Source organism: Sulfuricurvum sp. (assembly GCF_041651515.1).
Classification (GTDB): Bacteria; Campylobacterota; Campylobacteria; order Campylobacterales; family Sulfurimonadaceae; genus Sulfuricurvum.
The window spans coordinates 1-15,914 of the sequence record NZ_JBAZJF010000005.1 but is presented as its reverse complement, the minus strand read 5'-3'; the positions used below and the strand labels follow the sequence as shown (position 1 = coordinate 15,914).

At 43.4% G+C, this 15,914-nt stretch carries 16 protein-coding genes and 1 rRNA gene; 3 read left to right on the top strand and 14 right to left on the bottom strand.

From position 1 onward, the window contains the following. The 13 genes from hisC to WC407_RS10215 form a co-directional block, all read right to left on the bottom strand. Positions 1-1,095, bottom strand: a complete 1,095-nt coding sequence (hisC, locus tag WC407_RS10275) for a histidinol-phosphate transaminase (RefSeq protein WP_373022553.1) — start codon at positions 1,093-1,095, stop codon at positions 1-3. Then, positions 1,092-2,174, bottom strand: a complete 1,083-nt coding sequence (gene pheA / locus WC407_RS10270; RefSeq protein ID WP_373022552.1) for a prephenate dehydratase — start codon at positions 2,172-2,174, stop codon at positions 1,092-1,094. The genes hisC and pheA overlap by 4 nt, the downstream gene beginning before the upstream one ends. Continuing rightward, a complete protein-coding gene (locus tag WC407_RS10265; protein WP_373022551.1) occupies positions 2,171-2,950 on the bottom strand; it encodes an HAD-IIA family hydrolase in 780 nt (259 codons plus the stop codon). The genes pheA and WC407_RS10265 overlap by 4 nt, the downstream gene beginning before the upstream one ends. Then, positions 2,950-4,152: a diaminopimelate decarboxylase gene (gene lysA / locus WC407_RS10260; RefSeq protein WP_373022550.1), complete on the bottom strand. Its 1,203-nt coding sequence runs from the start codon at positions 4,150-4,152 to the stop codon at positions 2,950-2,952. Before lysA ends, WC407_RS10265 begins: the two co-directional genes overlap by 1 nt. 17 nt (positions 4,153-4,169) lie before the next feature. Beyond that, the gene (locus tag WC407_RS10255; RefSeq protein ID WP_373022549.1) at positions 4,170-5,246 is read right to left on the bottom strand and encodes an LptF/LptG family permease; all 1,077 of its coding nucleotides are present in this window, start codon (positions 5,244-5,246) and stop codon (positions 4,170-4,172) included. Between the two features lie 26 nt (positions 5,247-5,272). Next, positions 5,273-5,833, bottom strand: coding sequence for an aminoacyl-tRNA hydrolase (gene pth / locus WC407_RS10250; protein WP_373022709.1), 561 nt, complete (start codon positions 5,831-5,833; stop codon positions 5,273-5,275). After that, positions 5,833-6,369: a 50S ribosomal protein L25/general stress protein Ctc gene (locus tag WC407_RS10245; RefSeq protein WP_373022548.1), complete on the bottom strand. Its 537-nt coding sequence runs from the start codon at positions 6,367-6,369 to the stop codon at positions 5,833-5,835. The genes pth and WC407_RS10245 overlap by 1 nt, the downstream gene beginning before the upstream one ends. 68 nt (positions 6,370-6,437) lie before the next feature. Beyond that, a complete protein-coding gene (locus WC407_RS10240) occupies positions 6,438-7,634 on the bottom strand; it encodes a type IV pilus twitching motility protein PilT (protein WP_373022708.1) in 1,197 nt (398 codons plus the stop codon). 8 nt (positions 7,635-7,642) lie between these two features. Beyond that, entirely contained in the window at positions 7,643-8,626 is a 984-nt protein-coding gene (locus WC407_RS10235; RefSeq protein WP_373022547.1) for a transaldolase, read from the bottom strand. 32 nt (positions 8,627-8,658) lie between these two features. Then, positions 8,659-9,342 (bottom strand): leucyl/phenylalanyl-tRNA--protein transferase, encoded by a 684-nt coding sequence (aat, locus tag WC407_RS10230; protein ID WP_373022546.1) that lies wholly within the window; start codon positions 9,340-9,342, stop codon positions 8,659-8,661. Beyond that, on the bottom strand, positions 9,339-11,519 hold the full coding sequence (clpA, locus tag WC407_RS10225) for an ATP-dependent Clp protease ATP-binding subunit ClpA (RefSeq protein WP_373022545.1): 2,181 nt from the start codon (positions 11,517-11,519) through the stop codon (positions 9,339-9,341). The genes aat and clpA overlap by 4 nt, the downstream gene beginning before the upstream one ends. Then, positions 11,519-11,818, bottom strand: coding sequence for an ATP-dependent Clp protease adaptor ClpS (locus tag WC407_RS10220; RefSeq protein ID WP_373022544.1), 300 nt, complete (start codon positions 11,816-11,818; stop codon positions 11,519-11,521). Before WC407_RS10220 ends, clpA begins: the two co-directional genes overlap by 1 nt. A 20-nt stretch (positions 11,819-11,838) precedes the next feature. Continuing rightward, positions 11,839-13,077: an aminotransferase class I/II-fold pyridoxal phosphate-dependent enzyme gene (locus WC407_RS10215; protein WP_373022543.1), complete on the bottom strand. Its 1,239-nt coding sequence runs from the start codon at positions 13,075-13,077 to the stop codon at positions 11,839-11,841. 50 nt (positions 13,078-13,127) lie between these two features. Here WC407_RS10215 and bioD point away from each other — a divergent pair, with 50 nt between their 5' ends. From bioD to WC407_RS10200, 3 genes are read left to right on the top strand one after another with little or no spacing between them, the layout of a single operon-like run. Continuing rightward, the gene (gene bioD / locus WC407_RS10210; RefSeq protein WP_373022541.1) at positions 13,128-13,781 is read left to right on the top strand and encodes a dethiobiotin synthase; all 654 of its coding nucleotides are present in this window, start codon (positions 13,128-13,130) and stop codon (positions 13,779-13,781) included. Between the two features lie 15 nt (positions 13,782-13,796). Next, a complete protein-coding gene (locus WC407_RS10205; RefSeq protein ID WP_373022540.1) occupies positions 13,797-14,666 on the top strand; it encodes an aspartate carbamoyltransferase catalytic subunit in 870 nt (289 codons plus the stop codon). Further along, complete coding sequence (locus WC407_RS10200) at positions 14,666-15,601, top strand: aminodeoxychorismate synthase component I (RefSeq protein WP_373022539.1); 936 nt, start codon at positions 14,666-14,668, stop codon at positions 15,599-15,601. Before WC407_RS10205 ends, WC407_RS10200 begins: the two co-directional genes overlap by 1 nt. A 102-nt stretch (positions 15,602-15,703) precedes the next feature. On the opposite strand, the gene rrf is transcribed toward WC407_RS10200, so the two are convergent. Further along, positions 15,704-15,819, bottom strand: a 5S ribosomal RNA gene (rrf, locus tag WC407_RS10195). Positions 15,820-15,914 lie beyond the last annotated feature (95 nt).

Below are 15,914 nucleotides of genomic sequence, written 5' to 3'. Positions count from 1 at the left end.
TTACAATAAAGGTTCTACGAGTTCAAAAAAACGATCGTTTTGAAATTTCGTACCGATCGTCACACGAATAGCATTCAATCCGTAACTGCTTAAATCGCGTACAATCATACCCTTTTTTAAGAGTTCTTGCGCAATTTTCGATGAATTTTTTTCTTCAGGTAATGATAATGTGACGAAATTGGTATAACTCTCAATAACATTGATCCCTTTAGAGCGTGCAAATATTTCATATCGCTCCATCTCTTTAAAATTATCCGCAATACACTCTTGGACAAACGCTTCATCCTCTAATGCAACCGATGCCGCTTCGAGTGAAAGGGTCGTAATATTAAACGGCGGACGTACTTTATACATTGCCTCAATAATATCGGAGCGCCCGATTCCGTATCCGACACGCATCCCCCCTAGCCCGTACGCTTTAGAAAATGTCCCCAAAAAGAGGACATTCTCAAATTTTTCGATCAAATCACGCGGTTCAACCGCTTTTGACGCGTCTTTGTAACGGGCATACTCCATGTAGGCAGCATCCACGATTACCAACGTTTCGTTATCGATTTTTCCGATAAAATCCATCATTTTTGCCGTATTAATCGCATCACCCGTAGGATTGTTCGGGGTACAAAGAAAAATGATGGAAGGTTTATGCTCAAGGTATAAGGCATAAAATTCATCCATATCGTGTTCACGAGAAGATGTCCGTACAATCTGAGCGCCCACCTGTTTAGCATAAATCTCATACATGGCAAACGTTACGCTGTTCATCAGTACTTTAGTGCCGCCATGTGCTTTGGCATGGATGGCGAACTCGATCACCTGATCGCTCCCCGCACCGATCACCAATTCATTAGCTTGTATACCGTATTTTTGGGACAAAGCCGTTTTGAGCTTTACCATCGAATCATCGGGATACAATGCCATATTATCGATAATGGCGCGTACCGCATCTTTGACTTTTGGTGAGCATCCAAAAGGGTTTTCGTTGCTTGCCAGCTTAACGATCTGATCTTTCTCAATCCCGTATTCACGGATAACAAGCTCGATCGGTTTACCCGCTTCGTAGGTTTTAATACTCTCTAATGCACTGTTAAATTTCATAATTCTCCCTTTACATAGCTACCAAGCCATGTTACTTCATCGGTATGTTTTTGGATAATCTTTTGAACATTAGGTTCATCAATATGGCCGAAAAAATCGATAAAGAACCAATAGACAAAACCGTCGTTATCACGAGAAGGACGGCTCTCTATTTTACTCAGATTGACATCCGCATTGTTGAAATCTTCCAAAAAATGAACCAAGGCACCCGATTTTTGTGCATCTTTAAGACGGACAAGTATTGAGGTTTTGTCTTCACCGCTCGGGGCATTTTTAAAATCGCTCAATATAAAAAACCGCGTCGCATTATTTTGGGTATCTTCAATATTTTCAAATAGGGTCGGCACACCGTAGAGCTTTGCGGCGATGTGAGAGCAGATAGCAGCCGCTTCAGGATCTTTTGCTGCCAAAATAGCCGCTTTTGCTGTCGATTCCACGGGAATATGCTCAACGGCATTGAGTCCATGTTCGGCCAAAAATTCCCGACATTGACCGAATCCTTTATCTTTTGAATAGATTCGCTTAATCTGATGGATTTTTTCGGCTTTGGTCGCAAATGCCATATGAATCGGCATGTAGAGTTCAGCAACGATTTTAACACTGCTCTTGCCGAGCAAATCCAGTGTCTCGCCCACCACACCGTCGCGACTGTTCTCGATCGGAACTACCCCGAATTTCGCACGCGAGGCTTCGAGCGTTTTAAATACCGCTTCAATCGATCCGAGTGAAAGATAGTCGCTCATCGCTCCGAAACGGGACTCCGCGGCTTGATGGGTAAAACTCCCCTCCGGCCCCAGATAGGCAATTCGTTCTGGCAATTCAAGATTACGTGCTACGGCAAAGATTTCTAAAAAAACCGCCTCAATCGCTTGTTCATTCAGTAATCCACCGGAGGCTTTGCTCATTGCACTCAAACGGTCAATAATCGATTTTTCACGCTCAGGACGATACACTGCACTCTTGCTCTCGTGTTTAATTTCACCAACACGGCGCACCACATTCATCCGTCGATTCAATAATTCGACAATCTCGTTATCAATATCATCAATTCGTGCTCTGCATTCTTCCAATGTTTTCATAAACTCTCCAATACCTCTTGCATATCGCTATAGACTGCATCAGGATGATCTTGCAATGGGGTAGAGGGCAATATTTCATCGGCAGATTTATATTTTCCGCTTAAAACAAAAATCCCTTTCATCCCAAGATGACGTGCACCGATCAAATCCCCTTTGAGATCATCGCTAATAATCGTTATCTCTTTAAATGTCGCATCACTACGTTGAGTTTGCATCCGTAACCGTGCCTCTTCAAAAAATGCAGTGCTTGGCTTGCCCACTACGGTGTAGCTGCACGATGTGGCAAATTCCAACATCTTTAAAATCGCTCCGACACCGGGATAGCGTTTATGATGTTTAACGTACAGCGTCGTCTCATGCATTCCGATCAAACGGGCACCGCTGAGAATAAACTCGATCATCTGCGCATATTCATCGGGAGTAAAATTCTCTTTGATCGCAATCAGCACGACATCCGGTGCTGCAAAATTCAATTTATACCCCATTTTTCCGAGGACTTTTAAAAATTCCTCGGAACCGTATGCCGCCACTTTTTGATTAAGACCGAGATGGCGTTCCAGTACCATAAGCGGATCGAGATACCGTTCTTTAGGGATTGAGAGTCCGATTGAATTCAGATAGGCTAAAAACTCGTCACTCGCATATTTGGTACTGTTGGTGATAACCATATAGGGGGTCTGTGTCTGGTTCAGATGATCGATAAATTCCACTGCACCCCGAATAGGCAGCTTAGTATTATCTTCGATCAATGTCCCCTGCACGTCGATAAAATACATTAGAGGTACTCACGCTCTAGTGCAATAATATCGTCATACGTTTCTCGGCGACGGATGAGACGGGAATTTTCCCCTTCCACGGCCACTTCAGCCGAACGTCCGCGGGTATTATAATTGCTCCCCATTCCAAATCCGTATGCTCCGGCACTGTGAACAACTAAAAGTTCGTTATGTTCCATCGGTGGTAACGGATAATTTTTAGCTAAAAAATCACCGCTCTCACATACCGGACCGACGACATCGGCAAGAGATGTTTCTCCCGCATTCTCCAATGCCTCGATACGATGGTATGCTTTATACAAACTCGGACGGATCAAATCATTCATCGCCCCGTCAACCACAATAAAACGCTTGTTGCCGTTTTGTTTTTCATACAGCACTTTTGTGAGAAAGTATCCGGCATTGGCCGTCAAAAACCGCCCCGGTTCACAAATAATCGTCACGTCGATCCCTTTAAGGGCAGAAAGAATTGCTTGTGCATAATCGTAAGGAGAAATCGTCGTCTCATCGTCATAACGGACCCCAAGACCACCCCCGATATCGAAAAATTTCAATTCGATATCAATAGCATTCAGTGAACGGAGCAAGTCGGCAACGATTACTGCCGCTTCATAAATCGGCTCAAGTTCCGTCAGTTGGCTTCCGATATGAAAATGGATCCCTACTGCATCAAGGTGAGGGGAATTTTTCGCACGAATATACATCCGTTTCGCCGCATCGATCTCAACACCGAACTTATTATCGTGCAGTCCTGTCGAAATATAAGGGTGTGTTTTAGGATCAATATTAGGATTAACCCGGACGCTGATACGGGCTGTAGTATTCAATTCCTGTGCGATCCATTCTACACGCTCAAGTTCTGCTTCACTCTCTACATTGATATAAAGGATATCACGCTCTATTGCTTCACGAATTTCATCGTCCCGTTTTCCTACACCGCTAAATATAATACGGTATTTAGGCACTCCGGCCATCAATGCACGACGAACTTCTCCGATCGAAACACAGTCCGCTCCCGAACCGAGGGAAGCAAAATGTTTGACGACACTGAGATTGGAATTCGATTTGACCGCATAGGCCAGAATCGATTTGCGTCCTCGGAAAGCCTCTTTAAGAGATTCGAATTGAACGCGCATCGCATCAAAATCATACACATACAGAGGAGTGCCGTATGTTTGTGCAAGTTCTTTAAATGGGATCACGGATGAGCCTTTGACGTCTAAATTTTGCGCGATTTTATCCTAAATCTGCTTAGACGTAGCGTCATAACGCTCAAAAGAAACACAATAGGGGCAATCGTACCCACTTCAGGTGGTATCGTTTTGTTTGCAGCGAGTTCACCCATCATAAACAATATTCCCCATACAAGTAACGTTGCAAGAATAGCCGAGAAACTAAAAAGAGAAAGATTAAAAAAACGTCCACTCACCGGAGTAGACGCAAATAAAACAATCATTAATATCGGGGCAAACCACGGTGAAATGAATATTCGATAAAGAGAACTCTTAATTTTTCGTACATCAACATTTTGATTTTTAAGAAGAGTAAGCGCTTCCAATCCATCCCCAATGGTAAAATTTACTTTTCCCTCATAGACTTGATCCAAGATTTTAGGCTTAAAATCGTGAAGGACTTTCAAGTTTTCACTATTTTCAATTACAATGCCATCCCCTTTTAAATCAAGAGTTTTAGGAGGATGCACCAGATGAGCTTTGTTAATGACCCAATAACCATCTTGATACAATGCCTCTTTAGCACTTAACGCCTCACTAAAATGGCCATTTGAAAACGTAAATATACGGATATCTTCAGCCTTACGGATCAGCGGATAAAGATTGCCAAAATAAATATAGTTCCCCTCATGCGTAAAAAAAAGGTTGCTAGTCGGACGAATAATTTCTGAGGATGTGCGTAAATTATCCGCATATTCATTAGCACGTGCAAAAGAGGTAGCATGCAATGCAATATATATACCGAGAATAACGGTTGCAAGAACTAAGAAAGGGGCAATGACCCGTTTTTTAGAGTAACCGATTGCATAATAAGCGACCATGGCATTGGTGCGCACCAATTCTACCAGCGAAGCGACCATCGCAAGGACAAGAGAGATGGGAAGCATCATATCAACTGCATAAAAAAGCTTATACATGATGTAAATCAGGACAAGATTCGCCGAAGTTGGGAGATCAGCTGCATTTTCCATCAAATCAAATCCGATCATAAAGCTGCCCAATGCAATCAACACAATAAAAAAATAGCGTAAATATAAAAAAGATAACGTATTAAAAAAGAGCATATTGGCCTATTATTGTAAAGATCGTCTTATTGTACCGCTAAAGCCTTGATAGAACACTTTGAAGCTACCTCTTCACACGATGCACACATCAACATCTCTACTGCATTAGCCGCTTTAGCTACCCATTCTCCAAGAAGAGCTTGTTCGTCAACCGAAAATGGGTGTAATACATAATCCGCTACTTGCGATTTGTGTTCAGGCTTACCAATACCCATCCGAACACGAATATAATCGGGAGTTATTGTACTATCGGTCGACTTAAGGCCATTATGACCGCCATGACCGCCCCCTTTTTTAAAGCGAAGCGCACCAAAGGGAAGATCCAAATCATCATGAATAACAATGACCTCATCGATTTTGTAAAACTGTTTGACGGCTAAAATAGAACGACCGGAGAGATTCATAAAAGTCATAGGTTTGAGAAGAAAATGTTGACCCATTTTAAACAACTCCCCTTCGAAGGAGCTCTTTGAAACAGATTGAGTCAAATGACGACGACAGAGCTCATCTATCACCATAAACCCGACATTATGACGGGTTGACACATACGCCGGGCCCGGATTGCCCAGTCCGACGATGAGCATGATTATTTCGCTTTAATGATACTTAAAACTGATACACGATCGGAATCAGTGAAGGTAACATTTTCGATTTTTGGCAAATCACGTAACAAAATAGAATCACCTAAATCAAGAGGCGCTACATCGATTTCAATGAAATTAGGGAGGTTTTCAATTGCCGCTTTAACACGAAGACGTTTTTTAGAAACGTGCAACATCCCTTTGTTTTTCAAACCGAAAGGAGTTCCTACAGGTTTAACCGGAACATGATAATGCGTTACAAGACCTGCTTGTGCTACCATCAAATCAACGTGTAAAAGGTTTCCTGATACCGGATGAGACTCATATCCTTGGACAACAACATTCATTTCTGTTCCCGCAACATTCACTCCGAATGCAACGCTCTCTTTATTACGAACAGTACGGATAAAATCGTTCATTTTGAACGCAGCGTGAATATTTTCAAGCCCTTTTCCGTAAATGTTGGCGATAAGATAACCATCACGGCGAAACGCTTTTGTTACAGGTTTGCCAATACTCTCTCTTACAATGCCTTCTAGCATACTATGTCCTTCAAATATAAAATGGAGCAGATTATACTTAAAAAAACTTTAATACTACCTAAAAAGCTTTACCCTTTTAAGCCGATATATTCCTCTTCTTTAAAAGTCTTCTCTCCCTCATCTACCCCTATGTTTTTCTTCTCGATCGTCGTACTAAGCCCTTCCATACGAAGTTTCAGGTCTGAAGCCGATGTTGCGAAAGCAAGTGCATCTTCACGGCTGATGGTACCGGCTAGATAGAGGTCCAAAATTCCCTGATCAAAGGTTTGAGACTTGTACAGTTCTTTTCCTTCCGCAATCGTATCCGGAATCTCAATATCCCGATTTTCGGCAATTAATTGTTCAATACGAGGGGTTCGTACCAATACCTCTAATGCTGCAACACGCTTACCTGTGATTGTAGGGATCAAACGTTGTGAAATAACCCCTTTGAGCACCGAAGCAAGGGTCATTCGAACACGATTTTGTTCTCCGGTCGGAAAAACAGAAATAATACGGTTTACCGTCTCTTTCGCATCAAGGGTATGAAGGGTAGAAAAAACCAAATGCCCTGTATCGGCAGCATGAAGAGCGATTTCAATGGTCTCCATATCCCGCATCTCCCCAACAAGAATAATATCCGGATCTTCACGCAAAGCGGCTCTCAGCGCATTTCCAAAGCTACGGGTATCTTGTCCGACACTGCGCTGATTGACAATGCATTTCCGATCTTTATGGACAAACTCAATCGGATCTTCAATGGTAATAATATGTTTGCGACGTTTCCAATTAATTTCATTAATCAACGCCGCCAACGTAGTCGATTTACCGCTTCCTGTGACTCCGGTCACCAATACCAACCCGCGCTCCATCTCTGCAAAGCTGTGGACGACATCCGGTAGATTCAGCTCATCAATCGTTAAGATTTTCACCGGAATAAGACGGAAAACAGCCGAAATCCCCTCCATTTGAAAAAAGATATTAATGCGAAAACGGGTATTTTCATCAAACGGATAGACCAAATCGAGCTCTTTTTGCTCAACGAGTTCAGGAAAGCGGGTACGCAACAGCTCTTTTGCAAAAATAAGGGCATCATCTTTGGATAATATCTCACCGGAAAGGGGAATAATTTCTCCATTAATGCGTGCTCGAACAACGGCATTGGCTTTGATATGAAGGTCACTCCCCCCTGCATCAATCATCCGTCGCAGATACCCTCTGATTTTTTTTAACACCTCAAAATTTAAATCACTTAAATCCGTATGTTGTGTATCCTGTCCACTCATCATCTTTGTTACTCCAATGCGTTCAAAATTTCTTGAAATGCCAGTTTAAAACTCTCTAAACCTTCACGAATCTGCCCATCAATGACATCCTTCATATCGATACCGGCATTTTTTACCGCTTCAAAATGATCTGTGATATGCTTCACCTCTACCGGAAGCTTGATTCTTGTATCCGCTCCCGCCACATAGGCCTCTATCGTTGCTATCGGTGCGGTATTAACACTATGGGGTGCCAAAAGCTCATCGATGTAGTATGATGGTCGAAATTCATCCCCTTTTACCCCAGTACTGGCGAATAATACACGGCATTTCGGAATACCGAGTGCTTCTACTTTCGCATAAATGTCTGCTGCATTATAAATACCGCTTAATCCTGTTTTTACACCCTTTGAGCGGAGAGTTTCATCAATGGCACGGTCAATACGACTCACAAATACACTGATGACCGTGTCAACGACACGATCCCCTTTTTGTGCCGCCCGTTCAAAAGCTTTAGCGCATGCCAAAGCTTGCTCCAGCGAAAAAATCAACGTAGCATTAACGGCAATCCCCTCAGAGGCCAAAGCTTCCATCGCCACATACCCTGCTTCGGTAGCAGGTACTTTGATCATGACATTCGGTCGATTAATTTCGTTATGAAGACGGATACCCTCGGCAATCGTTGCCTCTGCATCATCACATAAAAACGGATCGACTTCAATACTTACATATCCGTCATCTCCCTCATCGTAGAGAGGACGAAGAATATCAGCCGCGCTCTGAATGTCAAATTGGGCAACTGCCTCATATTTTCCTTTGGGTGAAAGATGCGATAACGTTGAGAGTTGCTCTTTGTAAGCGTTTGAAGTCAAAATTGCATTTTTGAAAATTGCAGGATTAGACGTAGCTCCATTAATAACCCCAGCTCCAATAAGCTGTTTAAACTCTCCCTCTAAAAATGATCGCTCAATAAAATCGGCCCATAATGAAAATTGCGACTGAGGTATATACATAAATTTTAACTCCAAAGTAAAGACTGGAACGATTATGCCAAAAATTCATTAAAAGAATTAATTTGTGATGCTTCATTCGTAGAAGATTCCTTTAAACGTTTTAAAAAAGCATCTCTAGTGATCTCTTTGGCCCCCAAACTTTTCAAATGAGGTGTCGGAACCTGACAATCGACAAAATCATATCCCCACTCTTTTAAATGGTGGATCAACACCGCAAAAGCCACTTTGGACGCATCGGAAACTTTTGCAAACATCGACTCACCGCAAAAGACTCTCCCCACACTCAACCCGTACAAACCTCCAACCAAAATACCGTTTTGATACGCTTCTACACTGTGTGCATGCCCCATGCCGTGTAACACTTCATACGCTTCGATCATCTCCGGTACCAGCCAGCTCCCCTTTTGCCCTCTGCGGGAAATTGCGGAGCATTCACGGATTACCTGAGAAAAAGCACGGTTAAAACGGATTTCAAAATGAGCTATTTTTTTACGAAGAGAGCGGCGAAGTATAAAGTCATCCAGTTCTAAAATTAGCCGCGGATCAGGTGACCACCACAAAATAGGATCATTAGCGCTGTACCACGGGAAAATCCCCATGCGATAGGCCATTAATATCCGAGAGGGGCTCAAATCTCCTCCCCACGCAACAATCCCCTCTTCACTTGCCGATCTGGGATCGGGGAAACTAAGTTTTAGAGAGAGCTTCGGAATCATCCGGCAAACGTAAATCTCAACGCAGTGTCATACTCAACACTCACCCGTCCGCCGTTTACCAATGCACCGAAAAGCATCTCATCTACCAACGGATCTTTAATCTTCTCTTGAATGACCCGACCGAGCGGCCGTGCCCCCATCTCTTTGTCATATCCGACTTTTGCCAGATACGCTTTTGCTGTTTCACTCAAAATCAGAGATACTTTTTTAGACTTGAGCTGTCTATTGAGTTCGCGGATAAATTTATCAACAATCCCCTCAACCACTTCTACAGATAACGCTCCGAATTCGACAACAGCGTCAAGACGATTGCGAAATTCAGGGGTAAAGAAGGATTTTAATGCTTCGTTACGAGAGAGTGAACTGTCGGCATTGAATCCCATTACATTACGCTCACTCGCACCGACATTAGAGGTCATCACCAATACGACATTGCTAAAATTAGCTTTATACCCGTTGTTGTCGGTCAACGTCGCATTATCCATCACTTGCAATAGCACATTAATCAAATCAGGATGTGCTTTTTCAATTTCATCCAGCAACAGCACGGTATAGGGGTGTTTACGTATCGCTTCACTGAGTAATCCCCCCTGCTCGAATCCTACATATCCCGGAGGGGCTCCGATAAGGCGGCTTAACGCGTGTTTCTCCATGTACTCAGACATATCAAACCGCTCAAAATGGATACCCATACAATCTGAGAGCGATTTTGCCAATTCCGTTTTTCCCACCCCCGTCGGACCGGAAAATAAAAAGGATGCAATCGGTTTATTGGGAGCACTTAACCCGGCGTAAGAGCGTTTAATGGCACGTACAACTTGAACAACGGCTTTATCTTGCCCAATCACTTGTGCTTTTAGCTCCGCTTCAAGAGAAGAGAGTTTTTCACGTGAATCTTCTCCCATTTTAGAGATTGGAACACCTGTCATTTTAGAGATAATCGTCTCAATATCATTCGGAGTCACTGATGTCCGTTTATGTTTTTTGAGATGAAAGGATGCCCCTGCTTCATCTATCAGATCGATTGCAACATCCGGTAAAAAACGGTCGGTAATGTATTTTTTGGAAAGTTCCACGGCACTGCGTAACGCCTTGTCGGTATATTTAACTCCATGATGTTTTTCGTATCGCTCCCGTAACCCTTTGAGGATCAAAAAACTATCCTCCAAAGAGGGTTCCCCCACATCGATACGGGCGAAACGGCGGCTGAGTGCGCGATCTTTTTCAAATACCGTTCTGTACTCGGCATGGGTCGTTGCACCCATACATTTCAGTGCCCCCGAAGCAAGGGCGGGTTTGAGTTGATTAGAGGCGTCCATACTCCCCCCTCCGACTGCGCCTGCACCGACGATGGTGTGTATCTCATCAATAAATAGAATTGCATTAGGATGATCTTGTGCTTCATCAATCACGGCTTTGAGACGTTTCTCAAAATCGCCTCGGTATTTTGTCCCTGCGAGCATTGCTCCCAAATCGAGGGCAAAAAGTTCTGCGTCTATAAGGAGTGCGGGGACATCTCCCGACACAATCCGCAACGCAAGCCCTTCTGCAATCGCCGTTTTCCCAACCCCCGGTTCACCGATTAACAGAGGATTATTTTTTTTACGGCGACACAGCGTTTGAATGGTCCGTTCAATCTCATTTTGGCGGCCGATTACCGGATCAATCTTCCCCTCTTTGGCTTGTGTGATCAAATTGATAGCGTATTTGCCCAAGGCCCCCTCGCCGCTTTGTGATTCTTGTGGAGTTTCGAGTTCACGATGGGAGATTGCTTCGAGTAAATCAACGCGCGTAATACCGAATTCTTCGAGTAGCATACAGGCATACGTATGATGTTCTTCATACACGGCTGCAATAAAATCTCCCACATCGGCATGCTCTTTTTGAGCACTTTTAACATGTCGCATCATCTCATCGATCATCCGTGCCAAAGCCACTGTTTCAAACGGCTCTTGCTGAACTTCTTCCGGAAGAGGTTCAAGCGTTTGCATCAGATAACTGCCCAGCGCTTCTCGAATAATTTCAACATCGCCTCCGCAGCTGCGGACGATTGATGAACCTTCTTCGGAATTAAGCAGAGCCAGCATGACATGTTCAATCGTTAAATATTCATGATGTTGATGCCGCGCAAAAGCAACCGCTTTTTGAAAAATTGCATTAAGTTCAGAGCTTACCATTACGCTTCCTCCATTATCGCTTTCAACGGGAATCCGTTCTCTCTGGCCAGACTACTTACCTGATGAATTTTTGTCTCGGCAATTTCATAGGGATAGACTCCACACAGTCCGCGCCCGCGTTGGTGTACTTCAATCATAATTCGATGAGCATTTTGAAAATCCTGTCGAAATATCCCTATCAGAATATCAACAACAAAATCCATTGAGGTGTAATCATCGTTCAGCAAAAAGACATTATACTGTTTTGGATAGGCAACGGATAAATCCAGTTGTGTCGCATGTTCATGTTTAGTAGCCATAAAGTGTAACCCTAGTTTTCTTAAAAATTCGCCGCATGGACGAAATCATCGATAATAGCCTGCGGATTTTCCAATCCGATAGAAATACGGATCAGTCCGGCAGTTATCCCTAAAAATTCTCTGACCGATTCATCGAAATCACGATAAATCGTTGATGCCATATGCAGACCTAACGTACGGCTATCACCGATGTTAGCCGTAATCGTGATCAATTTTGAACGGTTCAAGAATTCAAACGCCCTCTCTTTAGACCCCATATCAATCGTAAGAATGGTTCCGCATCCGTTGGCGAACTGGTTCAAATAGCGTTCATGGTGAGGATGGTGTGCCAAACACGGATGATTAACCTTAAACCCTCTCTCCTGTAACGCATTGGCTACCGTCTCAACCGTTGTGACGATTCGATCCATCCGTAACGGCAACGTCTCCAGCCCCAGCATCGTCAAATAACTCCCAAATCCATTAGCCGACATCCCCAAATCGCGTAATGCCCGTTTTTTAGCAACACCGATCAATCCCATTGAGCCCATTTTTTGGATAAACGGGTGTATATCACGGTAACGATCCCCTTTGAACTTATCCTCGCCCTCAGAAATAGCACGATAAATGACCGCTCCACCCAATGCTGACGCATTTCCGGTAATAATTTTAGTCGTTGAATAGACGACAATATCAGCTCCCAATGCTATCGGTGCAACGCTCAAAGGGGTAATCGTGTTATCCACCATCAATGCAACCCCGTACCGGTTTGCAATCTCAGCAATTTTTGTGATATCCGGTAAACGCATATTTGGATTGCCGACACTTTCTAGGAAGATGATTTTAGTCGCCGTATTAATCGCTTCTTCTATCGCTTCAAGTTCATCGACATCAAAAAAATGGGGAGTAATACCAAAACGGGTTAACGTTTCAGAAAAATACGAATAGGTTCCGCCGAAAAGACCGCCGATACTTATAATCTCGTCTCCGCTCTTGAGTAGACTCAGGGTTGCCATCGCTATCGCACCCATTCCGGAGGAGGCGGCTATCGCACCGATACCGCCGTCCATGGAAGCTAAAATCTGCTCAAGCTGTGCCGAGGTCGGATTACCTACACGCGCATAAAGAGGTTTTTTAATCGACCCGTCAAAAATCCCTTCTCCCGTTTCGCTGTTTCCGTATCCGAATGATGCGGAGTTAACCATAACAGGACTTACCGGCCCCTCTTTTTTTCCTGTTTGTTGAACAAACTGGGTTGTAAACTTTTCAAAGCGATTCATCATCAAACCTGTATTAGAATTACGGCAATTATAACCAAAAAGAGACTTCATTGACCAAACGTATCTTTATCACCGCAACCAACACAAATATAGGGAAGACCTATACGTCCAAGTTACTGATAGAAGCATTTACACGGTTGGGTTTACGTGTCGGTGTTTACAAACCGATTGAAACAGGGGTAACAACTATCCCGAGTGATGGAATTGAGCTTTTTGAAACAGCCTGCATTCATAATCCTGCACTTCAATCCCTAAATGTATCGGATATCGTCACTCTGCAATTAAGCTTACCTGCCGCACCGTTTGTAGCGAATGAAGGTAAACCCATTGATTTAAGTATCTTTGACAAAGCACTGGCCAAGATCGAAGCTCTCTGCGATATTGTCATTATCGAAGGGGCTGGTGGATTGATGGTTCCGATTGATAGTGAGACTATGATGATCGATCTTCCGCGACACTTTAATGCGCTAACGCTACTGGTGACCCACTGCAATCTCGGTTGTATCAACGACACCTTACTCAGTATTAAAGCGCTTGAAGATGCTGCGCTTCCTCATCTATTCGGATTTAATTGTCGAAGTGAAGAGCAAGATTTTAAAACCACCTCTCTTCCCTATTTGAATCATCGGTTTAAAACGCTATACCGTATAGACAACGATATTGATACCATAGCCAAAGCACTTTTCGATACAATATCATCATAAATAAGAGGAAATATTATGAAACATCTTATCCGTACCGACGACTTTACAACGGAGCAAATTCTTCAGGTGTTACAGGATGCAGAACACTATTCTGCGGGACAATTTGACCCCATCCTCAAAGAAAAAATCATTATCACCCTGTTTTTTGAAAACTCCACCCGCACCAAAAGCTCTTTTGAAATTGCGGCAAAGCGTCTCGGCGCCGAAGTCGTTCATCTGGATGTCCAAAAAAGTTCAACCCAAAAAGGGGAAAGTCTCGTTGATACCGCTGCCAATCTCGATGCAATGGGACCTCATGCGATGATCGTCCGCCATGCCCATGCCGGTGTCCCCAATATCCTCGCCGAACATACCCATGCCTCCATTATTAATGCCGGAGACGGCGCCCATGCCCATCCTACCCAGGCACTCCTCGATTTATTTACTCTCCGCCGGCATTTTGGGGATCTAAAAGGGAAAAGGATAGCGATAGTCGGCGATATTAAAAACTCGCGCGTTGCTAACAGTAATATTGAATTATTAACCCGTTTTGGAATGGAAATAACCCTTGTTGCACCGCCCCATTTTCTGCCTGCAACCTCGCTTCAAACAACTCATAGTATTCACGAGGTGATTGATCATGTCGATGCTATCATGAGTCTCCGCACTCAAACAGAACGACATTCCCACCAGACCTATGGCTCATTGAAAGATTATGCTAGTGATTTTTGCATCACCAAAGAGCTTATCGGTGATCGCGATATCATCGTCTTACATCCGGGACCTGTTCACCGCAATATTGATATCGATGACGCACTGCTCAAAGATCCCCGATGCAAAGTTCTTGAACAGGTTAAAAACGGTGTATCTATCCGCATGGCGGTCCTTAAAGCCCTTATCGCGTAATGTATGAGCAACTCAGTAAGTGGGTTTCCGCCGGGATTCCCACTTTTTTCTACACCGATTTTACCGGCGAGCACCTTATGGCTTACCCGATCGATAAACTCCCTGATTACGATATAGAATTTTCTTTTTGTACTCCAAAAAGCCCCCTGAATTACCCACACACTCCACTCAAAACTCCAATCAACCCAAATGAATACCAAAAGAAGTTTGAGTGTATCCAAGAGCATTTACACGCAGGCAATACCTATCTGCTCAATCTAACCCAACCGACGCCGATAAAGACTCCCTATACATTAGCGGAGATTTATACCATGGCGCATGCACCTTATAAAATACGAGTACAAAATAGCTTTGTCTCCTTCTCGCCTGAACCCTTTATAACGATAAAAGAAAACCGCATTCATACCTATCCGATGAAAGGGACTATAGATGCAGATACACCTGATGCAATACAAACCATCCTCGCTGATCCGAAAGAACTTGCAGAACATACCATGATAGTTGACCTATTGCGAAATGATCTGGGTATAGTCGCCAATAATATTTGCGTAGAAAATTTTCGCTATATCACCACTATCGACACCGGAGTAAAAAAACTCCATCAAATAAGTTCACATATTCATGGAGAATTAACAAGTAAGTGGAAATCAAACATAGGCGAAATATTACGTCATCTGCTACCTGCTGGAAGTATCAGCGGTACCCCTAAGAAAAAGAGTGTCGAGATAATCAAAGAAATCGAAGGATATGAGCGCGGGAATTTCACGGGAGTATTCGGATATTTCGACGGAGAGGCACTTTACAGTGCCGTAGCGATTCGATTTATCGAAAACAGAGATGGTAATATGATCTATAAAAGCGGTGGTGGAATAACGGCAGAGAGTCTATGGGAAAAAGAGTATCAAGAGATGATCGATAAGATTTATATTCCGTAAGATAGAAGCAATATTGCGATGATAAAAGTTGGTTGGGATTAAATTTAAGAAGTGATTGAATTATGATTTGTAAAAAAGAAGAGTTGAAGGATTAAATCTGAGGCCAGGCGGCGACCTACGTTTCCACACCTGAAAGATGCAGTATTATGAGCGAAGAGGGTCTTAGCTTCCGGGTTCGGAATGGGACCGGGCGTTTCCCCCTCTCTATAGCCACCTGAGCACTCAGAAGAGGATCTACCTGGATAGACTCTATTCTGAGTGATTTGGAGTTGTTATTGTTAAGTCGTCAGACACGTAACTATTCGCACACTTC

What these genes read in the sequence shown, in the direction of transcription:
- hisC (WP_373022553.1), bottom strand. Translation starts at nt 1,095, where the DNA reads ATGAAATTTAACAGTGCATTAGAGAGTATTAAAACCTACGAAGCGGGT.
- pheA (WP_373022552.1), bottom strand. Translation starts at nt 2,174, where the DNA reads ATGAAAACATTGGAAGAATGCAGAGCACGAATTGATGATATTGATAAC.
- WC407_RS10265 (WP_373022551.1), bottom strand. Translation starts at nt 2,950, where the DNA reads ATGTATTTTATCGACGTGCAGGGGACATTGATCGAAGATAATACTAAG.
- WC407_RS10255 (WP_373022549.1), bottom strand. Translation starts at nt 5,246, where the DNA reads ATGCTCTTTTTTAATACGTTATCTTTTTTATATTTACGCTATTTTTTT.
- WC407_RS10245 (WP_373022548.1), bottom strand. Translation starts at nt 6,369, where the DNA reads ATGCTAGAAGGCATTGTAAGAGAGAGTATTGGCAAACCTGTAACAAAA.
- WC407_RS10240 (WP_373022708.1), bottom strand. Translation starts at nt 7,634, where the DNA reads ATGAGTGGACAGGATACACAACATACGGATTTAAGTGATTTAAATTTT.
- WC407_RS10235 (WP_373022547.1), bottom strand. Translation starts at nt 8,626, where the DNA reads ATGTATATACCTCAGTCGCAATTTTCATTATGGGCCGATTTTATTGAG.
- aat (WP_373022546.1), bottom strand. Translation starts at nt 9,342, where the DNA reads ATGATTCCGAAGCTCTCTCTAAAACTTAGTTTCCCCGATCCCAGATCG.
- clpA (WP_373022545.1), bottom strand. Translation starts at nt 11,519, where the DNA reads ATGGTAAGCTCTGAACTTAATGCAATTTTTCAAAAAGCGGTTGCTTTT.
- WC407_RS10220 (WP_373022544.1), bottom strand. Translation starts at nt 11,818, where the DNA reads ATGGCTACTAAACATGAACATGCGACACAACTGGATTTATCCGTTGCC.
- WC407_RS10215 (WP_373022543.1), bottom strand. Translation starts at nt 13,077, where the DNA reads ATGAATCGCTTTGAAAAGTTTACAACCCAGTTTGTTCAACAAACAGGA.
- WC407_RS10205 (WP_373022540.1), top strand. Translation starts at nt 13,797, where the DNA reads ATGAAACATCTTATCCGTACCGACGACTTTACAACGGAGCAAATTCTT.
- WC407_RS10200 (WP_373022539.1), top strand. Translation starts at nt 14,666, where the DNA reads ATGTATGAGCAACTCAGTAAGTGGGTTTCCGCCGGGATTCCCACTTTT.